The sequence below is a fragment of the Pseudoalteromonas rubra genome, from assembly GCF_001482385.1.
Lineage (GTDB): Bacteria > Pseudomonadota > Gammaproteobacteria > Enterobacterales > Alteromonadaceae > Pseudoalteromonas > Pseudoalteromonas ardens.
In genome coordinates this window covers 4,116,210-4,130,744 of sequence record NZ_CP013611.1, presented here as the reverse complement: position 1 = coordinate 4,130,744, position 14,535 = coordinate 4,116,210, and the positions used below count along the sequence as shown (strand labels likewise).

Annotated in this window: 16 protein-coding genes; all 16 read right to left on the bottom strand. The window is 51.0% G+C overall.

Features of this window, described 5'->3' with window-relative positions; translation table 11 throughout:
* Positions 1-15: 15 nt before the first annotated feature.
* Positions 16-573, bottom strand: a complete 558-nt coding sequence (locus AT705_RS17815) for a hypothetical protein (protein ID WP_058797610.1) — start codon at positions 571-573, stop codon at positions 16-18.
* Positions 573-1,700: a phage tail protein I gene (locus AT705_RS17810; RefSeq protein ID WP_058797609.1), complete on the bottom strand. Its 1,128-nt coding sequence runs from the start codon at positions 1,698-1,700 to the stop codon at positions 573-575. Before AT705_RS17810 ends, AT705_RS17815 begins: the two co-directional genes overlap by 1 nt.
* Positions 1,693-2,574, bottom strand: a complete 882-nt coding sequence (locus AT705_RS17805) for a baseplate assembly protein (RefSeq protein WP_058797608.1) — start codon at positions 2,572-2,574, stop codon at positions 1,693-1,695. Before AT705_RS17805 ends, AT705_RS17810 begins: the two co-directional genes overlap by 8 nt.
* A 950-nt stretch (positions 2,575-3,524) precedes the next feature.
* The gene (locus AT705_RS17800; protein ID WP_058797607.1) at positions 3,525-3,950 is read right to left on the bottom strand and encodes a hypothetical protein; all 426 of its coding nucleotides are present in this window, start codon (positions 3,948-3,950) and stop codon (positions 3,525-3,527) included.
* A gap of 9 nt (positions 3,951-3,959) precedes the next feature.
* Positions 3,960-5,441, bottom strand: a complete 1,482-nt coding sequence (locus AT705_RS17795; RefSeq protein ID WP_058797606.1) for a hypothetical protein — start codon at positions 5,439-5,441, stop codon at positions 3,960-3,962.
* A 45-nt stretch (positions 5,442-5,486) separates the two neighbouring features.
* Complete coding sequence (locus tag AT705_RS17790) at positions 5,487-5,705, bottom strand: hypothetical protein (RefSeq protein ID WP_058797605.1); 219 nt, start codon at positions 5,703-5,705, stop codon at positions 5,487-5,489.
* Between the two features lie 9 nt (positions 5,706-5,714).
* Entirely contained in the window at positions 5,715-6,902 is a 1,188-nt protein-coding gene (locus tag AT705_RS17785) for a hypothetical protein (protein ID WP_058797604.1), read from the bottom strand.
* The gene (locus AT705_RS17780; RefSeq protein WP_058797603.1) at positions 6,902-8,878 is read right to left on the bottom strand and encodes a DUF4815 domain-containing protein; all 1,977 of its coding nucleotides are present in this window, start codon (positions 8,876-8,878) and stop codon (positions 6,902-6,904) included. Before AT705_RS17780 ends, AT705_RS17785 begins: the two co-directional genes overlap by 1 nt.
* Before the next feature lie 8 nt (positions 8,879-8,886).
* The gene (locus AT705_RS17775) at positions 8,887-9,366 is read right to left on the bottom strand and encodes a hypothetical protein (protein ID WP_058797602.1); all 480 of its coding nucleotides are present in this window, start codon (positions 9,364-9,366) and stop codon (positions 8,887-8,889) included.
* 20 nt (positions 9,367-9,386) lie between these two features.
* Positions 9,387-10,238: a phage tail protein gene (locus tag AT705_RS17770; RefSeq protein ID WP_058797601.1), complete on the bottom strand. Its 852-nt coding sequence runs from the start codon at positions 10,236-10,238 to the stop codon at positions 9,387-9,389.
* Positions 10,223-11,059 (bottom strand): baseplate assembly protein, encoded by an 837-nt coding sequence (locus tag AT705_RS17765; protein WP_058797600.1) that lies wholly within the window; start codon positions 11,057-11,059, stop codon positions 10,223-10,225. The genes AT705_RS17770 and AT705_RS17765 overlap by 16 nt, the downstream gene beginning before the upstream one ends.
* A 69-nt stretch (positions 11,060-11,128) precedes the next feature.
* Entirely contained in the window at positions 11,129-11,488 is a 360-nt protein-coding gene (locus tag AT705_RS17760; RefSeq protein ID WP_058797599.1) for a hypothetical protein, read from the bottom strand.
* Between the two features lie 10 nt (positions 11,489-11,498).
* The gene (locus AT705_RS17755) at positions 11,499-12,221 is read right to left on the bottom strand and encodes a hypothetical protein (protein WP_058797598.1); all 723 of its coding nucleotides are present in this window, start codon (positions 12,219-12,221) and stop codon (positions 11,499-11,501) included.
* Between the two features lie 2 nt (positions 12,222-12,223).
* On the bottom strand, positions 12,224-12,778 hold the full coding sequence (locus AT705_RS17750) for a phage tail-collar fiber domain-containing protein (protein ID WP_058797597.1): 555 nt from the start codon (positions 12,776-12,778) through the stop codon (positions 12,224-12,226).
* Between the two features lie 7 nt (positions 12,779-12,785).
* On the bottom strand, positions 12,786-13,508 hold the full coding sequence (locus tag AT705_RS17745) for a phage tail protein I (RefSeq protein WP_058797596.1): 723 nt from the start codon (positions 13,506-13,508) through the stop codon (positions 12,786-12,788).
* Positions 13,501-14,490 carry a baseplate assembly protein gene (locus tag AT705_RS17740; protein WP_058797595.1) on the bottom strand — a complete coding sequence of 330 codons (990 nt, stop codon included), beginning with the start codon at positions 14,488-14,490 and terminating at the stop codon, positions 13,501-13,503. Before AT705_RS17740 ends, AT705_RS17745 begins: the two co-directional genes overlap by 8 nt.
* Between the last annotated feature and the right edge of the window lie 45 nt (positions 14,491-14,535).

Here is a 14,535-nt window from a genome sequence, read left to right as displayed (position 1 = left end):
CTATAAAGTCCTATGTTACGCCTGTTCCAACGCCACTAAGCGCCATTCCTGATTGATCTGACGATGCATGGTATCTAGCTGCACCAGGGTCAGCTCGGCCAGTTCGTTATCGAGGATCAGGTTAAGATTATCGACACCGAGTTTGACCTCAACACTGTCTGAGGGCAGCTGGGTCAGGCTCAGGGTAAGCCACTGCAATACCTTAACGTCTGGCGTTCGGTACCCCAGCGTGGTGTTGGGTTTAGAATACACCCCCAGTAAAATCAGTTTGGGCTGACCGTTTGCCAGTTTTTCGCCGGAATCCAGAAATACGCCAATTTCACCAATTGCGTATTCAAGGGGCGCCTCGAATTTGGCCGCCACTTTCAGGCTGCTACTTTCACCATCGGTGTAGTCCGAGTCGGCAATTTCCACCAGCTCTTTTTGAGCGCGCAATGTGGTTTGATTTTTTGACGGGGTGTAGCTTGCATCCCCAAAGGCCATGTGGCTGATCTGGCCTCTAAAACCTCTGGACCGTGCGGACAACAGCGCGTCTAGCCCCACCTGAGTAAATTGCAAGGTTAATGCTGACATTAAGTCACTCCTTGTAAATGAAAAGATTGAATATTCAGAGCTTGAAACCCTGTAAACAGCGCCAACTCGCAGGCCGTCGGGTCAGGTGTTATACCCGAACTTTCAGCCGTAATATCAGTGCTGTTCAATGAGTGAAGCAGTGCACAGGATGTGATCCCACCTTCAGTTTTATCTGGCGTAAGGCCTTCACCTTGTACACGCCAGCGCTGACAATTGAGTAAATGTCCTGCCGCTGTGGTTGCCACTAAGCCCAGTGTCGGATCCGGTGTAATACCCAAACCTGTTACTTCATGACCAATCAGATTAAGCGGCGATTGCACAGCACCAAAAGGTGCCACAGACTCGCTCAGTGCAATGCCCAGCTGTAAATCAACGTGTATGGCACCGCGCTTAACCGCATTGATCACCCGGCGAATTTTTTTCAACATCTGGGGTGTCAGCAGTCCTTGCTGTTGGCCATCCAAATTCTGATTCACCAGCGCCCATACTTGCACTGTGCCGGGCTGCATTGCCGCTTGCAAAGAGGTGTCCGCTCCTTCGGACTGCCACCATTCCCTGATCTCAGTAGCAATGTTTAAACTGTCGAGTGCTTTTTGCAGCGCGTAGGGCGTACCTTTATATTGGTGGACTGTAAACGCATCGCGGATCACCTGGCGCTTGAGTGTTTCTGACCAGGCTTCGTCCCACTCATCCACAGACATAGACCATGCCAACCAGGGCAATAACGGCGTGGGGCAGAGCATAGGATCCCACAGTGCGCGTAACAACAGCCGGATATCCTGCAAAATACAAGCATCCTGCACACTCCGGCGCAGCGCCTGCTCATCCGGGGCATCACCCAGATTGGATATGTTTAATGCCCGGGCAAGAGCAGTGAGTTTTGTCACCGGGCAAAGGGTGCTATCCCAAACCACAGTGAGCAGCTGATTGATATCCGCACCAAAAAAAGCACTGTCGGTCATCGCATCCAGCTGCCACTGAGTTGCAAGGCGCTGTCGTTCAGCCTGGGTTCTGTTACTGATATCCAGAGTATCAAGCAGTAATGCTCTTACTTTGCCTGGTTTTGTCATTTGTTGGGCAAGGGCACGGCTCAGCGCTGATGCGCTACCTGGTAATAAATCATTCATCTTTCACCACCACAATCACCTGTGCGTATTCGCACCGGGCTGACTGCACATCCGTGACGGATACATTGCTTGCAGGAGACAGCAAATTCACCTCCTCTACCCCTTCGCGATGCAGCGCAGCAAACAATCCGGCCCGGGTCACTTTTTTCCCAAGCGCCTGACGGCTCACCAGATAATCTTGTAATGCGATCTCGGCAGCCTGTAGAATTGCGTTAGCAGACGGCCCAGGTAATACCACCAGCTCCGCCTTAACGGTAAACGGCACGATTTCAGCGGCATGAACGGTGACCCGATCGCCCAGGGGTCGCACTTGTGACACCCCCAGGTGCTCCCATCCCTGGGCAGCAAAATGTTTACCCACTTTATCAAGCAATGCCTGAGACGGCGTGCCATCTCCTTCAGTGCTGAGAATGGTCAAGGCAACGTCACAGGGGGTCGGGCTGGATATAGTGACATCACGAATGCTCGTATCGAGCGATAGAGTATGAAAGGTATAAGCCGAGGCACTGCCTGCGGTATTCAAACCATCAAAAGCCAGCTGAATACGCTGGCGAAACCGGCTATCACTCTCAGCGTCGCCACGCAAAAGGTTATATCGCGAAGCGATGGCATCCAGGTCTGCACCACTGGCCGTTGCCAGCATCACACCCCGAACCGCATCGTTTGTTTGTTGCGTATACAGGACCTGCTGATAGGCCAGTGTTTGCAACAAGGCGGTCAACGGGTCACTTTCAAGTGCCAAAGCATCATTGTATTGAGGATGAGCGGTTAAAAAACGCTGTTTGATCTCCTTAAACTGTTGCTCGAAATCCACATCCTGTAACAGCTCAGGTAAAGGCACCCGGGACAGGTCTGGTGTCGCAAATTGGCTCATCTCATCCTCTGTCATACAAAATTAAGTTATAAAAAAACCCGACTGATACTGCATCAGGCAGAATCGCATCGGGTTTATCACGGGAAGTACGTTTTAATCTTTTGTTAGCTTTCTCAAGCTTAGGTGTATCTTACTGATTTTTAGTGATTAAAAACGGTCAACTTTGACCGGTTTAAAATCGACACAGTAAGCCCTCTCCGGTTCAGGCATAAAAAAACCACCGCTCATTATTCTGAGCCGGTGGTTTTTAACTTGCGGAATCTTACTGCTTCGTAACAGCTGTCTTTATCTCTTGACTCAACTTTCTCAAGCTTAGGTGTACCTTACTGATTTTTAGTGATTAAAAACGGTCAACTTTGACCGGTTTAAACTCGACACAGTAAACCCACCAGGTTCAGACATAAAAAAACCACCGCTCATCATTCTGAGCCGGTGGTTTTTAACCTGCGGGATCTTGCTGTTCTCAAACAGCTTACTGTATCTCTTGACTTAACTTTCTCAAGCTTAGGTGTATCTTACTGATTTTTAGCAATTAAAAACGGTCAACTTTGACCGGTTTAAACTCGACACAGTAAACCCGCCAGGTTCAGACATAAAAAAACCACCGCTCATCATTCTGAGCCGGTGGTTTTTAACTTGCGGAATCTTGCTGTTCTCTGACAGCTTGCTGTATCTCTTGATTTAGCTTTCTCAAGCTTAGGTGTATCTTACTGATTTAAAGGGAAGAAAACCGGTCAATTCTGACCGGATTGGACTTTTCCCACCTTTTTATGCAAATAAAAAAGGTTTATACCAATCCGCATAATTAAGTAGCCAATCTTGAGACGAGTAAATCTCGGCGATAACGAGGCAAAAATTTTGCTATTTAGTTATTCTAAATGAGAAATTTTTAACACTGTTATCGGCAGATTTAATCTCTCACATTGGTTATGTATTAATGCGGATTGGTATTACAGCTCAGCTTTGAAAGAAAATGCGTCCAGCGCGTCGATGGATGCCAGATCCGCCACCTGTAACTCCGCCTCATCACTTCTCTGACGCAGCGCTTCACGCTTTTCCAACTCTGCCTTATAAGCAGCGTTTACCTCTGTTATTTCTACCTCTGAGCCACCCAGGTGCGCGAGCTGCACTCGCTCATTCGCTTTAGTGACACGCCACAGCTGCGCTTCCAGACAATCATACACAGCACGTTTAATCTCGCCGATCAACTCTATCTTGCGTGAAGCAATGGCATCTCCACTAAGGTGCGGCGGCTGGTAACCTGCAATAAAGTTGGCCGCAGACTCATCATTCCAGGCTTCGCCCGTCTGCGGATGCACCAGCCAGTAATTTCCTTCAATTTTCATGCCTTTATCGGCAAAATATTCGCAACTCATGATCTCTCCTTAAAATGCGCGACAGGTACGGCCAAGGCCGTGATAATTGTGCATATAATATTCATTAAGCAATCCGCTATGACTGTAAGGATTGATACAGTTAATCGCACCAGCGACATAGCCCGCATCATAGCCCTGGGTTTCCGCTCTGGAGCGGTAAGAATACATGCCCAACAACTCCCCACTCATACTTTCTAATGCAACGGTGACTTCCCCCTCTGCGTTCGTCATACCAGTGGAGCTAGGTGCTCTGGAAGGTTCAGAGTTACTCATAAAGAAGAAATTAATCGGTTCTAATCGCCGCTCAGACGTAAATCGATAGTGAGCACTGTATTTTGTTCCTCCCATCTGTACTGTGTTATTAAACACACCAAAATAGCCATAAAAACTTGCTGCATTATTGCTTAGCCTTTGCTCACCTCCTCCATAGCGCCTGCGTCCCATAGGCTGGGCAACGCTGTGATAGATGAAACACACCGTTGTAAAGTCACCCGCATCCACATACGCCTGCAACTCAGCCTGATTTGCGATAGCGGTGTTGGTGATGACATTACCATCGTGATACTTTTCAATGAGCAGCGATGTGCTTTCATCTACCATGACCAGACAATGCTTTTGATTGTCATACAACACAGCAACATCAGAATAGCTATGACTGGTGTTCGTCATTACGCCGTACTGATCTGTCGCATTCAGATTCTGCTTCGGCTTAGTCATCGACGTAAAGCCCTGAGTGCGAACATAAACCCCGCCATAATTCGCAACACCGCTGGTTTGTGAGTCCTGCGTGCTATACACAATGTCATATTCAATATCTGCCGGGTTATCTTTGCTACCCAATGGCAAATACGCACTGGCACCATACACGTAAATCTGGCTGGCAGGGTTTTGTGCAAATGCGCTTGTGTAGGTAAAACTGGTGTGCTTGGTTGTCTTTCCTGAGCCATCTGCGTTAAGTGACAAATATTCCAGCCGGCAACTTTCGATAGTATTGTTGTGCGTCGTACTTGGTCTGACCAAATAGGTTTGTCCTGTATGGTCGTAAATTGCAAATACTGCCGATGACCTGGCGTTATTGGAAGAAGCTGCAGGAACATCTAGATACTTCATGCCAAACAAAGGTCTAACTTGGTTAGTAAACGTTCGGCCCTGCAATGCCTCAACCCGCGCCAGACTCGGAGCCATTGCATCCAGCTGATCCAGTTTTGCCGCTTTGCCTTCAAGCGCGGTGCCATTGTCATTGAGTGTCTGTGCTGCCTGTTGCAGGCTGGTTTGGCCCACCTGAGCTGCCTGTTGCAGCGCCGTGGTAGCATTCTCTATATGTGATTCAGCCACGGCCACAACAGCCTGTTCCAGTTTTTCGTTGTCGGCCAGTTTGGTGATTGCATTACTGACCAGCGCCTGCTCTTCGGCACTAAGCGGTTGCTCACCTTGCATGTCGGCGACCAGTTTGTCGACCATGACCTGCACGGCAGTTTGTATACTTGCCATAAATTCCTCGTTGAATGATTTAGAAAGTAAATGAAGGGGCCTGCACTAAAGCGCAAGCAGGGGTTCGCCTAATAGCTGGTTCAGGCGGCTGCGACGCAGCTTCTCCTGCACCGCAAGATACTGTTGCTGTTGAACGTGTTGTTGCTGAAATAACTGCGTGTCTACTGCCGTCAGGGCATTAGCCAGCCGCAATACATCTTGTTGCAGCAAATTGTCCGGATGCGGCAGAGGCAGTGAAAAATGCGGGGTTTGTGGATTGTGCATACCACCTCCTTAGATAGAAAATGCCCGTAAAGCGCGCACTCGGGGGCGCTCCGTATGGCTGCCAGAAAGCAGTAATTTTACCCTTGCACTGCGCTCGGTCAGGCTATCCAGCTGGTAATGACACAACTGCCAGCCTTCATCCGCGGCCTGTGTCGATTTCAGCGGCACTTCAAGCCAGCTATCCCCCTGCTCAATCAGTACCGTGACTTTCGCAACGCCCGGCAGCTGGGCTTCAAAGCTCACTTTAAGACTGCCATCCACCTCACAGGGGATCGCCCGAGTCACGTAGTCGGCCTGCTCCGCCACTGTGCCCAGTGCAGCCTGAACGCTTTCAAACAATACCGGAGACTGGGTCGCGGTACCGGTCAGCCTGGCACTGACATTGATTGTTTCTGTGGCTTTGTTAGCTAGCCGGACGGACTGTAATTCCTGTAAGCTGAACGTGCCTGTGCTTTCGCCTGAAAACTCAAATTGTAGCTGAGTGTCACTTCCCGGGCGCTCTGCAACAGCCAGCGCAAGCAAGTCTGTGTGGCCATCCAGCGCCACCTCGCCCAAAGCCACCTGACTTTCTGTTTGCGTAAAGCGGGCGGCTTTAAGACGAAACGCCAGATCGCGGTTCTGGTGCGGTGTCCAGGTTGACGCATTACTTGAAGACAGCAACACACCGACCTGATAAGGCTGGCTAGTTACCCATCCACTGTCGCTGTCAAACTTGCCCAGTTCAGCAATCGCCACTTCATGCTCGTCACCATCCGTGAGCACTACTATCGCGTATTCTTCACCGGCATTAAGCGACACCGGGGTAAATTCAAACAAGGTTGGTTCACCCCCAAGTTTAATATCGCCTTGCTCTAATGTGGCCTCAGCCAACACCGTCTGGTTGGGGATCCCCAGTTCGGTTTCGCGGATCTGCACGCGAACCACTTCCTTTCCTGTCTTTTTAAACCATAACTCAACGGCGGCTATAAAGCGGCGCTCTGGCAAGGTAAAGGTTTGTGCTAATGGGTCATAACGCACCGTCACAATTGAATTGATACGGCGTACCGTTTCGCTACGAATAGTGGCATTGCCGGTATAACGCGCCTGCCCCATCGAGTCTTTCGCACCGATGAAACGCACATCTTTACTGCCCACCGGCACATTGTCTGGGATCAAAAAACGGCCACGTATCTGGCCGTTGCTGTCTGCCTTGATCATTAAACCTCCTGAGCCTGGACACTGATCCCATCAAAGGTCACCCGCTCCAGGGTTTCCTGCGGACCAAATCCGGATATAGTAAAGTTCACCCAACGTGAACGCATGAATTGAGCCTGACGCGTGGTGCGGCTCAGCACCTGAGTGCTGGTGCGTGTGCGCGTTAACCTGCGCAACCCCCGGCCGATATCAAAACGTCGGGTGATGGGGCTGGTCCAGCTGCGGCTTGTCTGGGTCCAGTGGTCGACACTGGGTGTCAAACGCACCGTGGCAGGAATAGGTTCAACTGCCTGATAGGGGTTGACCTTCATGCTGCCAGTTTGTTTCGTTTGCGCCAGCACGTCTTCAAGTTCATAAGGCAAAGTCAGCACATTACCGCTTGGCAAAGGCAGTTCAATGATATCCGCGCTCAGGGGTAAAATAAGCTCACCATCGACAATCGCTGCCGTTTGTTCAATGCCGGCATCACGCATATCATCATCAATGAAAGGGTCGACAAATACGCCGAACTTGCTGGCAGATTCCTCACTGTTGGCGTCATTACGCAACCGCTCAATCGCCAGCAACTGATATAAGTCACTGATCTGAGACTGCATTTGTTCCAGCTCAGACATAGACACCGCCCTGACCGCAAGGTTTTCAATCTCCGGTGCCTGATCGGTAAACCAGCTCTGACTCACCTGCGCCAGTGGCAGATGATTGGCCGGCACTTTTGGCGCAACGGGCAGCTGATGTGCCGGTTGTCCTTTAATGCGCTTAAGCTGACCAAAGCGGTCCAGCACCACAAGATCAATGCGTGGCCGATACCACTGATAGTCCACAGTGATCAGAGCATTCTCAACCAGCTCTCCCTGTGGCTGCTGCTTTTGCAGGGTAAAACCGAACTCATCATGTTCAATTGCCACCTGAGTACGAAAGCGGTATCGCACCTCAAACTGGCTGCCAGGGGCTGGTTCTGCACCACTGAGCTGCCAGCTGATGTGATTCCGTAAGAAGAGGAAATCAACGCCGGCAACAAAGGTCGTCTCTCCCTGCGTGACACTCAGGATCTCCAGTACTGACTCATCCGGAAGCAGATCCTCTCCACCTGCCAGTTGAGCCCGCGTCAATATCGCGCTTTTTTCTATGCTGACATTCACTTCTTCTACGGCTTTAACCGGAAAGAAGTCCAGGTCAACCCGCATACTGCGTGCGCCATCGTCTGATGCCGGAACACTGATAAACGCCTTGGGCTCTTCTCTGACCGTGCCAATATCCGGGTCCCAGTCAAAGGCAGTGCTGCGCGCAGTATCAAAGGCCACTTCATATCCCTGAATATGCGCCTTCCCCTCTTGCAGGCTAAAGACCTGCTGATCGGCTTCGCGGTCACGATAACTCAGCGCCATCCCTTCAACGACATAGCTGCCGCCGTTGGCTTCACGGTCATAACGGGCCAGTGCCTGAGTCACCGCATCCAGCTGAGGTGGTGCTTGCTTGATGATCAGCACACCATCTTCAATACGGTGTACAGGATAAAACGCATCGTCCTCGGCCAGCGCGTCCTCTCGCAGTCCCCACTGACAATGCTGCTGCAATCTGGCAGCGCCGGGCTCATCATAATTGAGGGCATTGACGGCCGGATCTCTAAGCGAAGGATCTTCAGTTTCCGTTACAACGCTGTGGGTGAGCCAGACTCCAATGTCCACACCACCTTGCAGCGCAATAGTAAATTTGGCTGCGGCTATGTCCCTGATATGACCGTCCAGATATACCTGGGCTGTGCTCAGCTGAACCTCTCCCGACACAGCGTCTATCACGACATCATCGCCGGACACCAAATCACCATCTTTGAGCAAGACGTCGGCAATCCCTTTAACCTGGTGGCGAACCTGCGATTGTAAATCGTTTAGTTCCCGGCTTTGCAAACCACGCCCGGAACGAAACAGCAGCCGCTCATAGCCATTGGCTTTATCATAATTGTGATAATAATCCTGTAGCATGGGCTCTCCTAAAAACTCATCACAAATTCAAAACTTTCCCGAACGCCTGGTTCTCTAACCAAAGGCGCCCGGTGATCCAACAGCAACAAAGTCCCCGTTGATGCGACTTGCTCTGGCGGTACATAGACCTGTCCCGCTGCCACATCGGCTGTGAAGGTTGTGCCTGAAAAAATCCCCAGTTCACGAATGGTTTCGCCCTGCGCATCTTCAAAATCAAAAACAAACTGACAATAAACATGACGCGTAGGCTCAGCGCTGTAGCGATAACGCGCCCCCTGCACATCGATATCGCCTTGCTCATCCGGCTCACAAAAGCCCTGGAATTTCACTTTGCGATACCCTAAGGGATCGGCCAGTTGCGTGGCACTAATGGGTTCAGATGGGGGCGTTTGCCAGTTGCCATCACCGCGGCCCCAGGCCAGATAAAGGGAGGTTTGGGCCACACTGCGCGCAAGCAGGGTCCGCCCGTTAAAGGTGAAAATAGACAATGTAACTCCTTGTTTAGTGGTTAAGTAAGTGAGTAATGGCACTGCACAAGCTGAGGTGTCTGACTGTCAGACCAACTCACTATTGACCAGCTTGCTTGCCAGAGTCCGGGTTGGGTTTGGATATGACTAACAATGGCACGTTGATGCGAAATACCAGACTGAAGGTGGCTTGCAGACGGTTCACTGAGCACCAGCGTACCCAGCTGGTGATTGTGGACCTGACCCCACAGTTGGCCTCGCTTGCGCAACACCTTGCTCCCGCTCTGCGCAGACAGTTCCGTTCGTCCGCGGTGCGTACGCTGGCGAGACAGCCTCACTTGCTTGCCATCTTGCAAGGTATAACGAAAACCAGACTGATCACTGAGCAAGTCGCCGAACTGTCCCGACGAAAGCGCTAGTTCGCGAATATCAAGCTGATAAGTGATCCGGACCAGCTCGCTGCGGGCCGGTGCACTTAGCTCACTCAGCTGTGCCAGCCGATTGAGTTGCCACTCACCTGGTACACTATCAAGATGCAACTGATAACGATAAAAGTGCCGAGGTGATCCAGACTCCTCAATGTGCAATAAGGGTTCCCCGAGCCAGCCGACAGCCATCGCCAGACTCGCCCGCGTACCTCGGATCCGCTGCCAGCTCAGCCCCTGCAACAACACCTGATCCAGGTTGTCCAGATACGGCTCCAATGGATCCAAACCATATTCCCAAACCAGCCAGGGCAACAAGTTAGGGTTGGGGTGAGACTTAAAGCCCCTCAGCAACGAAATACTTGCTTCCAGTGTTTGAGTGAGCTGCCCGTGCTGATCTAACGCCCGTTGTAGTGGAGTGTGATTGGGTGGTACTAAAGGTGTATTCGGGGTTAAGTTTTCAGACATAAACTTACCTGCTTCAGCTGAACATATTGATTTGCCGCCACTTCGACCAAAGAAGCAGGGGTATGGATTTCAACATGCTTGACGCCTGCAACATGTAACTGAGCACTGAGCCAACTGGGTGTCATCACCGTGCCCAGCGACAGCTCTGTCTGCCATGCAGCACGCAGCTTGGCTTCCAGCTGTTCAAACACCCGTAAAGGTGTATTTGAATTGAGGTAAATATCAGCGTGGACATCCACCTCAATGGCCTCTGCCAGCTCTACGTCCACTGTATCAGTCAGTACTTTGACTTCATCACTGAGTACATAGCTGCGTACTTGCTGTAATGCCGCTGTCGGCTCCTGGTCCGCATGAAATAACACCGCCACGCGTACCTTACCGGACTCGGGACTGTCTACTTCCACATCACGGATCGCACTGGGCGCGGCAGTCAGTGCCGCATTGCGATAATGATCTTTACTGCCCGCCGTACTGGATGCCAGGGTCTTTTGCCGGATCCGTTGACGGAACCCGCTGTCTGCTTCACTGGCTGCCCGCAGGACACCGTAAAACAGCCCAAGTTGGTCCAGATCAGCATCCTGCGCTGTTGCCAGTAAGTTAGACTGTACGGCTTCATTAATACGCTGCCGTAGTAACAGCTCGCGGTAACTTTCGACCTGCAAGCATACCGATAACGGATCGCTTTGCAGGGCCAGTGCGTCAGTATACTGCGGCGCAAGGGCTTTAAACCGCGCCACACGCGCCTGATAAATGTCTTCAAATTCAATAGATTCTAAAATATCGGGCGCAGGGAGCGCCGTAAAATCGAAAAGGTCGGTCATGGAAGGCCTCAAGGAGAGTGTACTGGCAGCGCCAGAGGCTGCCTTTGAAGTAGTTCAAAGCGGCAATGATTAGGGTGCCAAAATCTCAGACACACCTTTAGCACGGCTTTGAATGTCAGATAAAACCACCTCAGTCCCTTTTTGTTGATAGGGGAAATACAGGGCACCAGAATCAACCTGTTCACTGATTGTACCAATAAGGTCAGTGCAGTCTTGCGCCGAGGCTTTAATATCATCCAGAGAGGTTGCACTGGCAATCGAAGATACTAGCTTGGAAAACTCCACCAGTAACAGGTGCGCCGTATCTGAGGTAGTGCCTAACAGTGACTCATTGTCACCTACTTGCAGGGTGATTTGACCTCGCTTGACCTGCTTATCCAGGCTTGCCTGCATTACCAACTCTGCTTCTGGGGTTGGAAATTGTTCCATTTCAATACTCCTATACTTTGATATGCGGATAGTTAACAACGCGGTCTACAGCAAACGTGGCATAACCAAATTGAGTTATGTTTTGCAAAGGCCGGGGATCAGATATTTGCGTACTATTGCTGTTTATAAATCTTACAAACAACACTGAGTAAGGGTGCAAACCTGAAATAGAGATACAAGGAATAGTAAGCATTCTCGGCGTAGCATCCCAATAGCCAGTTTTAAGTAAAACACTTCCTTGTTCGTCAAGCATTTGATTTATTTGCTCACTGGTTGCTTTTTCATTCGCTAGCACAAACTGCATCTGCGTAACGCTCCAGTCCTGATCATATTGAACGGGTTTTTCATAATAGCCCGGTTCTTTCATGTAGGAATTGGTAAAGTGTACTCTTGTCAGAGAGCCGACACTGGGGTATTGGTAACAACCAGTGGTAACAGGCACTTTCTTCCATTTGGAGATATACTCCTGACCTTCCTCAGCTTGTATTTCCAGCGAGCTCTTTGAGTGAACAAGCCGATCATAATAATTGATACGTGTATCTGAATGACTTGCTGCCAGGTTTGCGATGGCCTGATCCATACGTGCCTCTGCGCTGGCGACTGTGGCGTTTATCGCAGACATTTTTCCGGTGACGGTTTGAGTCAGCGTATTGTTTGATGCCACCAGCTCTCCATTGGTTTGCTGCAACGCTGCGATACGCTGATCCAGCGACATAGTTTGTGAATTACTCATAGTTACACTCCTAGTTCGAGTAAACGTTCGTTAAATTGAATTTGTCTGTGGTTTGACTGCAACTGGGCAATGACCATACTGGTTTGCGCCTCTGTCATGGCCACAAATTCGGGGGTGTGAAACAGCTTCAGATCCCCGCTGGTATTCACAGTCAGATGCTCATACGGCACCGCCGTTAATGTCAGGTCAAAGCCCTGTACCACGCGGGCAACCGGGGTTTGATAAAACAATACATGCTCCGGATGCGACCAGATGGCAAACAAGGTTTTCTGTGCATCATCGGAATGATCATTCAGATAAAAGCCCACTTCGCGGACGGCATATTGTGTGTCGTCGGTAAATATACCGGACAAATGAAACTGGCCATCACCCACCACCCGGCCGTCACTGACCTGGACATTGTTTCGTTCATTTTGCAGCCGCGTCTGGGTGCGATTAGGCACATAGCCTGTGTCACCGACGCCAATGCGCCCGATCTCTAATTGAATGCCATGGGTCTGTGCATTCACGGCGGCGTTGATCCCCGCCTGGGTAATAATTGGTGTATAGATACTCATAGCTTGCCTAAACGGTTGTCATCGCGACCTGTTGCAGCTGCGTAATTACCATGCCGCCAGCCGCCCACACCCCACTATTCAGTTGCATGTGTGCGGACTGACGTAAACAGGGTGTAGACACCGACAAAGACTGTGCAGCCCCTGACAGGTATGTTGATGAAGTTGAAAAAGTAAAATCGTAGTGTTGGTGCCATCGACCAGTCTGAGCACTGACAGCATCCGAGCCCGCGGCCATAGCCAGATTGTTCTGTAGCATCACCCCAACACTAAATTGGATCTGGCTGCGGCATGGCTTAGTCGCTGCCACGCTTTGCCACAGCTGTGCCTGAAGTTTTGGGGTCAGTAATGTGCTGCCTTGTGGATCCAGGTTTTCATGGGCCAGTGCCAGTAACTCAGCGCTATGAGGTACACCACCGGTTTGCCACCACTCAGTCAGTTCCACACTGGCGTTCAGGCTGTGCAGAGACTGCTTGATTGCCCCGACGGTACCTTTAATTCTGTGATTCGGTACACTGGCAGCAATCACCTGGCGCTGAACCTGCTCGGGCCAGAGACTGTCCCAGCTGTCCACGCTTAATCCATCAGCCAACCAGGGCAGAAAATGTGCCGGACAGCGCCACGGATCCCACAGTTGCGAGAGTGACACGGGCAGCTGTGCAATGCGACTGCCTGCGTTATCCAGCGCACGTTCAAACTGACTCGCCTGACAGGGTAACAGTGACTCAGACATGCTCGCCTCCAATGTCGACTGCTATCGAAGTACAGTATGCTGCTTCATCCTGCCCCACCGTGATATCCCACTGTGGTTCGAGTAACTCAACCCGCTGCACCCCCTCACGATGCAATACCGCATACAGGGCTGACAGGGAAATATCATGGCCGAGCTTACGGTGTTCACTGAGCCAGTCTGAGGTGGTGTCAATCGCCAGCTGTTTTATTGCATTGCTGTCCATCCCTGGATACACATACAAGCGCGCGTTGATGCTGAAACGGCGTATCAAAGCAGGTTTCACCCTGACTCTGTCCGTCAGCGGACGGATCTCATCCTGGCTAAGATACGTCTGGACTGTATTCAGTAAAGTGTCTGATGCCAGGCCCGAGCCCTCTTCACTGAGGATGGTCACTGCCACATCACCCGGCATCGGCTCGCTCAATCCTGCATTTGATGTACAGTTAAGTACAAACGCGCTTGTCGCAGTGCCATCAACCACAGTTGCGCGCTCGAATTCAGGTGCGGATACATACACATCCCGCACCTTCGGTGAGGCTTTCATAGCATGAAACACATAGGCGCCCGCGGGTCCCGCGGTACTGAATCCTTCCAGTGCCAGGCGAATGCGTTCACGATAGCGCTCATCACTTTCATACTGCGCTGGCACAGGAGGGATCACGGTGTCACTACCCGGTGCGAGCTCGGCACGTTCAACACCAAAGCGCGCCCCCAGATAATCCAGCTCACTGCTGCTGGCTTTGGCCAGTAAAACAGCTTCGGCCGCCTCATTAATGCGTTGCCGCAACAGCATTTCCCGATAGGCAAAGGCCTCTATGAGCTTAATGGCGGGATCACTGGCATAATCCAGCCCTTCCCCGTCATAGCGCTGTGAAAACTCCGCCACAATCGCGGTTTTTATCTCATCAAAGCTCAGCGGCTCAATCAGCTTCGGCGTAGGTAAGCGTGCCATATCTATGGCACTAAAATTGGTCAGAGACATAGCAGCTCCTGATATTACAAGTTTTGAAGTTAAAGTAGAGGGCAG

Bases quoted from the DNA above. Each gene is read 5' to 3' on its own strand.
- AT705_RS17815 (WP_058797610.1), bottom strand. From the start codon at position 573: ATGTCAGCATTAACCTTGCAATTTACTCAGGTGGGGCTAGACGCGCTG.
- AT705_RS17760 (WP_058797599.1), bottom strand. From the start codon at position 11,488: ATGGAACAATTTCCAACCCCAGAAGCAGAGTTGGTAATGCAGGCAAGC.
- AT705_RS17790 (WP_058797605.1), bottom strand. From the start codon at position 5,705: ATGCACAATCCACAAACCCCGCATTTTTCACTGCCTCTGCCGCATCCG.
- AT705_RS17800 (WP_058797607.1), bottom strand. From the start codon at position 3,950: ATGAGTTGCGAATATTTTGCCGATAAAGGCATGAAAATTGAAGGAAAT.
- AT705_RS17740 (WP_058797595.1), bottom strand. From the start codon at position 14,490: ATGTCTCTGACCAATTTTAGTGCCATAGATATGGCACGCTTACCTACG.
- AT705_RS17795 (WP_058797606.1), bottom strand. From the start codon at position 5,441: ATGGCAAGTATACAAACTGCCGTGCAGGTCATGGTCGACAAACTGGTC.
- AT705_RS17765 (WP_058797600.1), bottom strand. From the start codon at position 11,059: ATGACCGACCTTTTCGATTTTACGGCGCTCCCTGCGCCCGATATTTTA.
- AT705_RS17780 (WP_058797603.1), bottom strand. From the start codon at position 8,878: ATGCTACAGGATTATTATCACAATTATGATAAAGCCAATGGCTATGAG.
- AT705_RS17755 (WP_058797598.1), bottom strand. From the start codon at position 12,221: ATGAGTAATTCACAAACTATGTCGCTGGATCAGCGTATCGCAGCGTTG.
- AT705_RS17810 (WP_058797609.1), bottom strand. From the start codon at position 1,700: ATGAATGATTTATTACCAGGTAGCGCATCAGCGCTGAGCCGTGCCCTT.
- AT705_RS17785 (WP_058797604.1), bottom strand. From the start codon at position 6,902: ATGATCAAGGCAGACAGCAACGGCCAGATACGTGGCCGTTTTTTGATC.
- AT705_RS17770 (WP_058797601.1), bottom strand. From the start codon at position 10,238: ATGTCTGAAAACTTAACCCCGAATACACCTTTAGTACCACCCAATCAC.
- AT705_RS17750 (WP_058797597.1), bottom strand. From the start codon at position 12,778: ATGAGTATCTATACACCAATTATTACCCAGGCGGGGATCAACGCCGCC.
- AT705_RS17745 (WP_058797596.1), bottom strand. From the start codon at position 13,508: ATGTCTGAGTCACTGTTACCCTGTCAGGCGAGTCAGTTTGAACGTGCG.
- AT705_RS17805 (WP_058797608.1), bottom strand. From the start codon at position 2,574: ATGAGCCAATTTGCGACACCAGACCTGTCCCGGGTGCCTTTACCTGAG.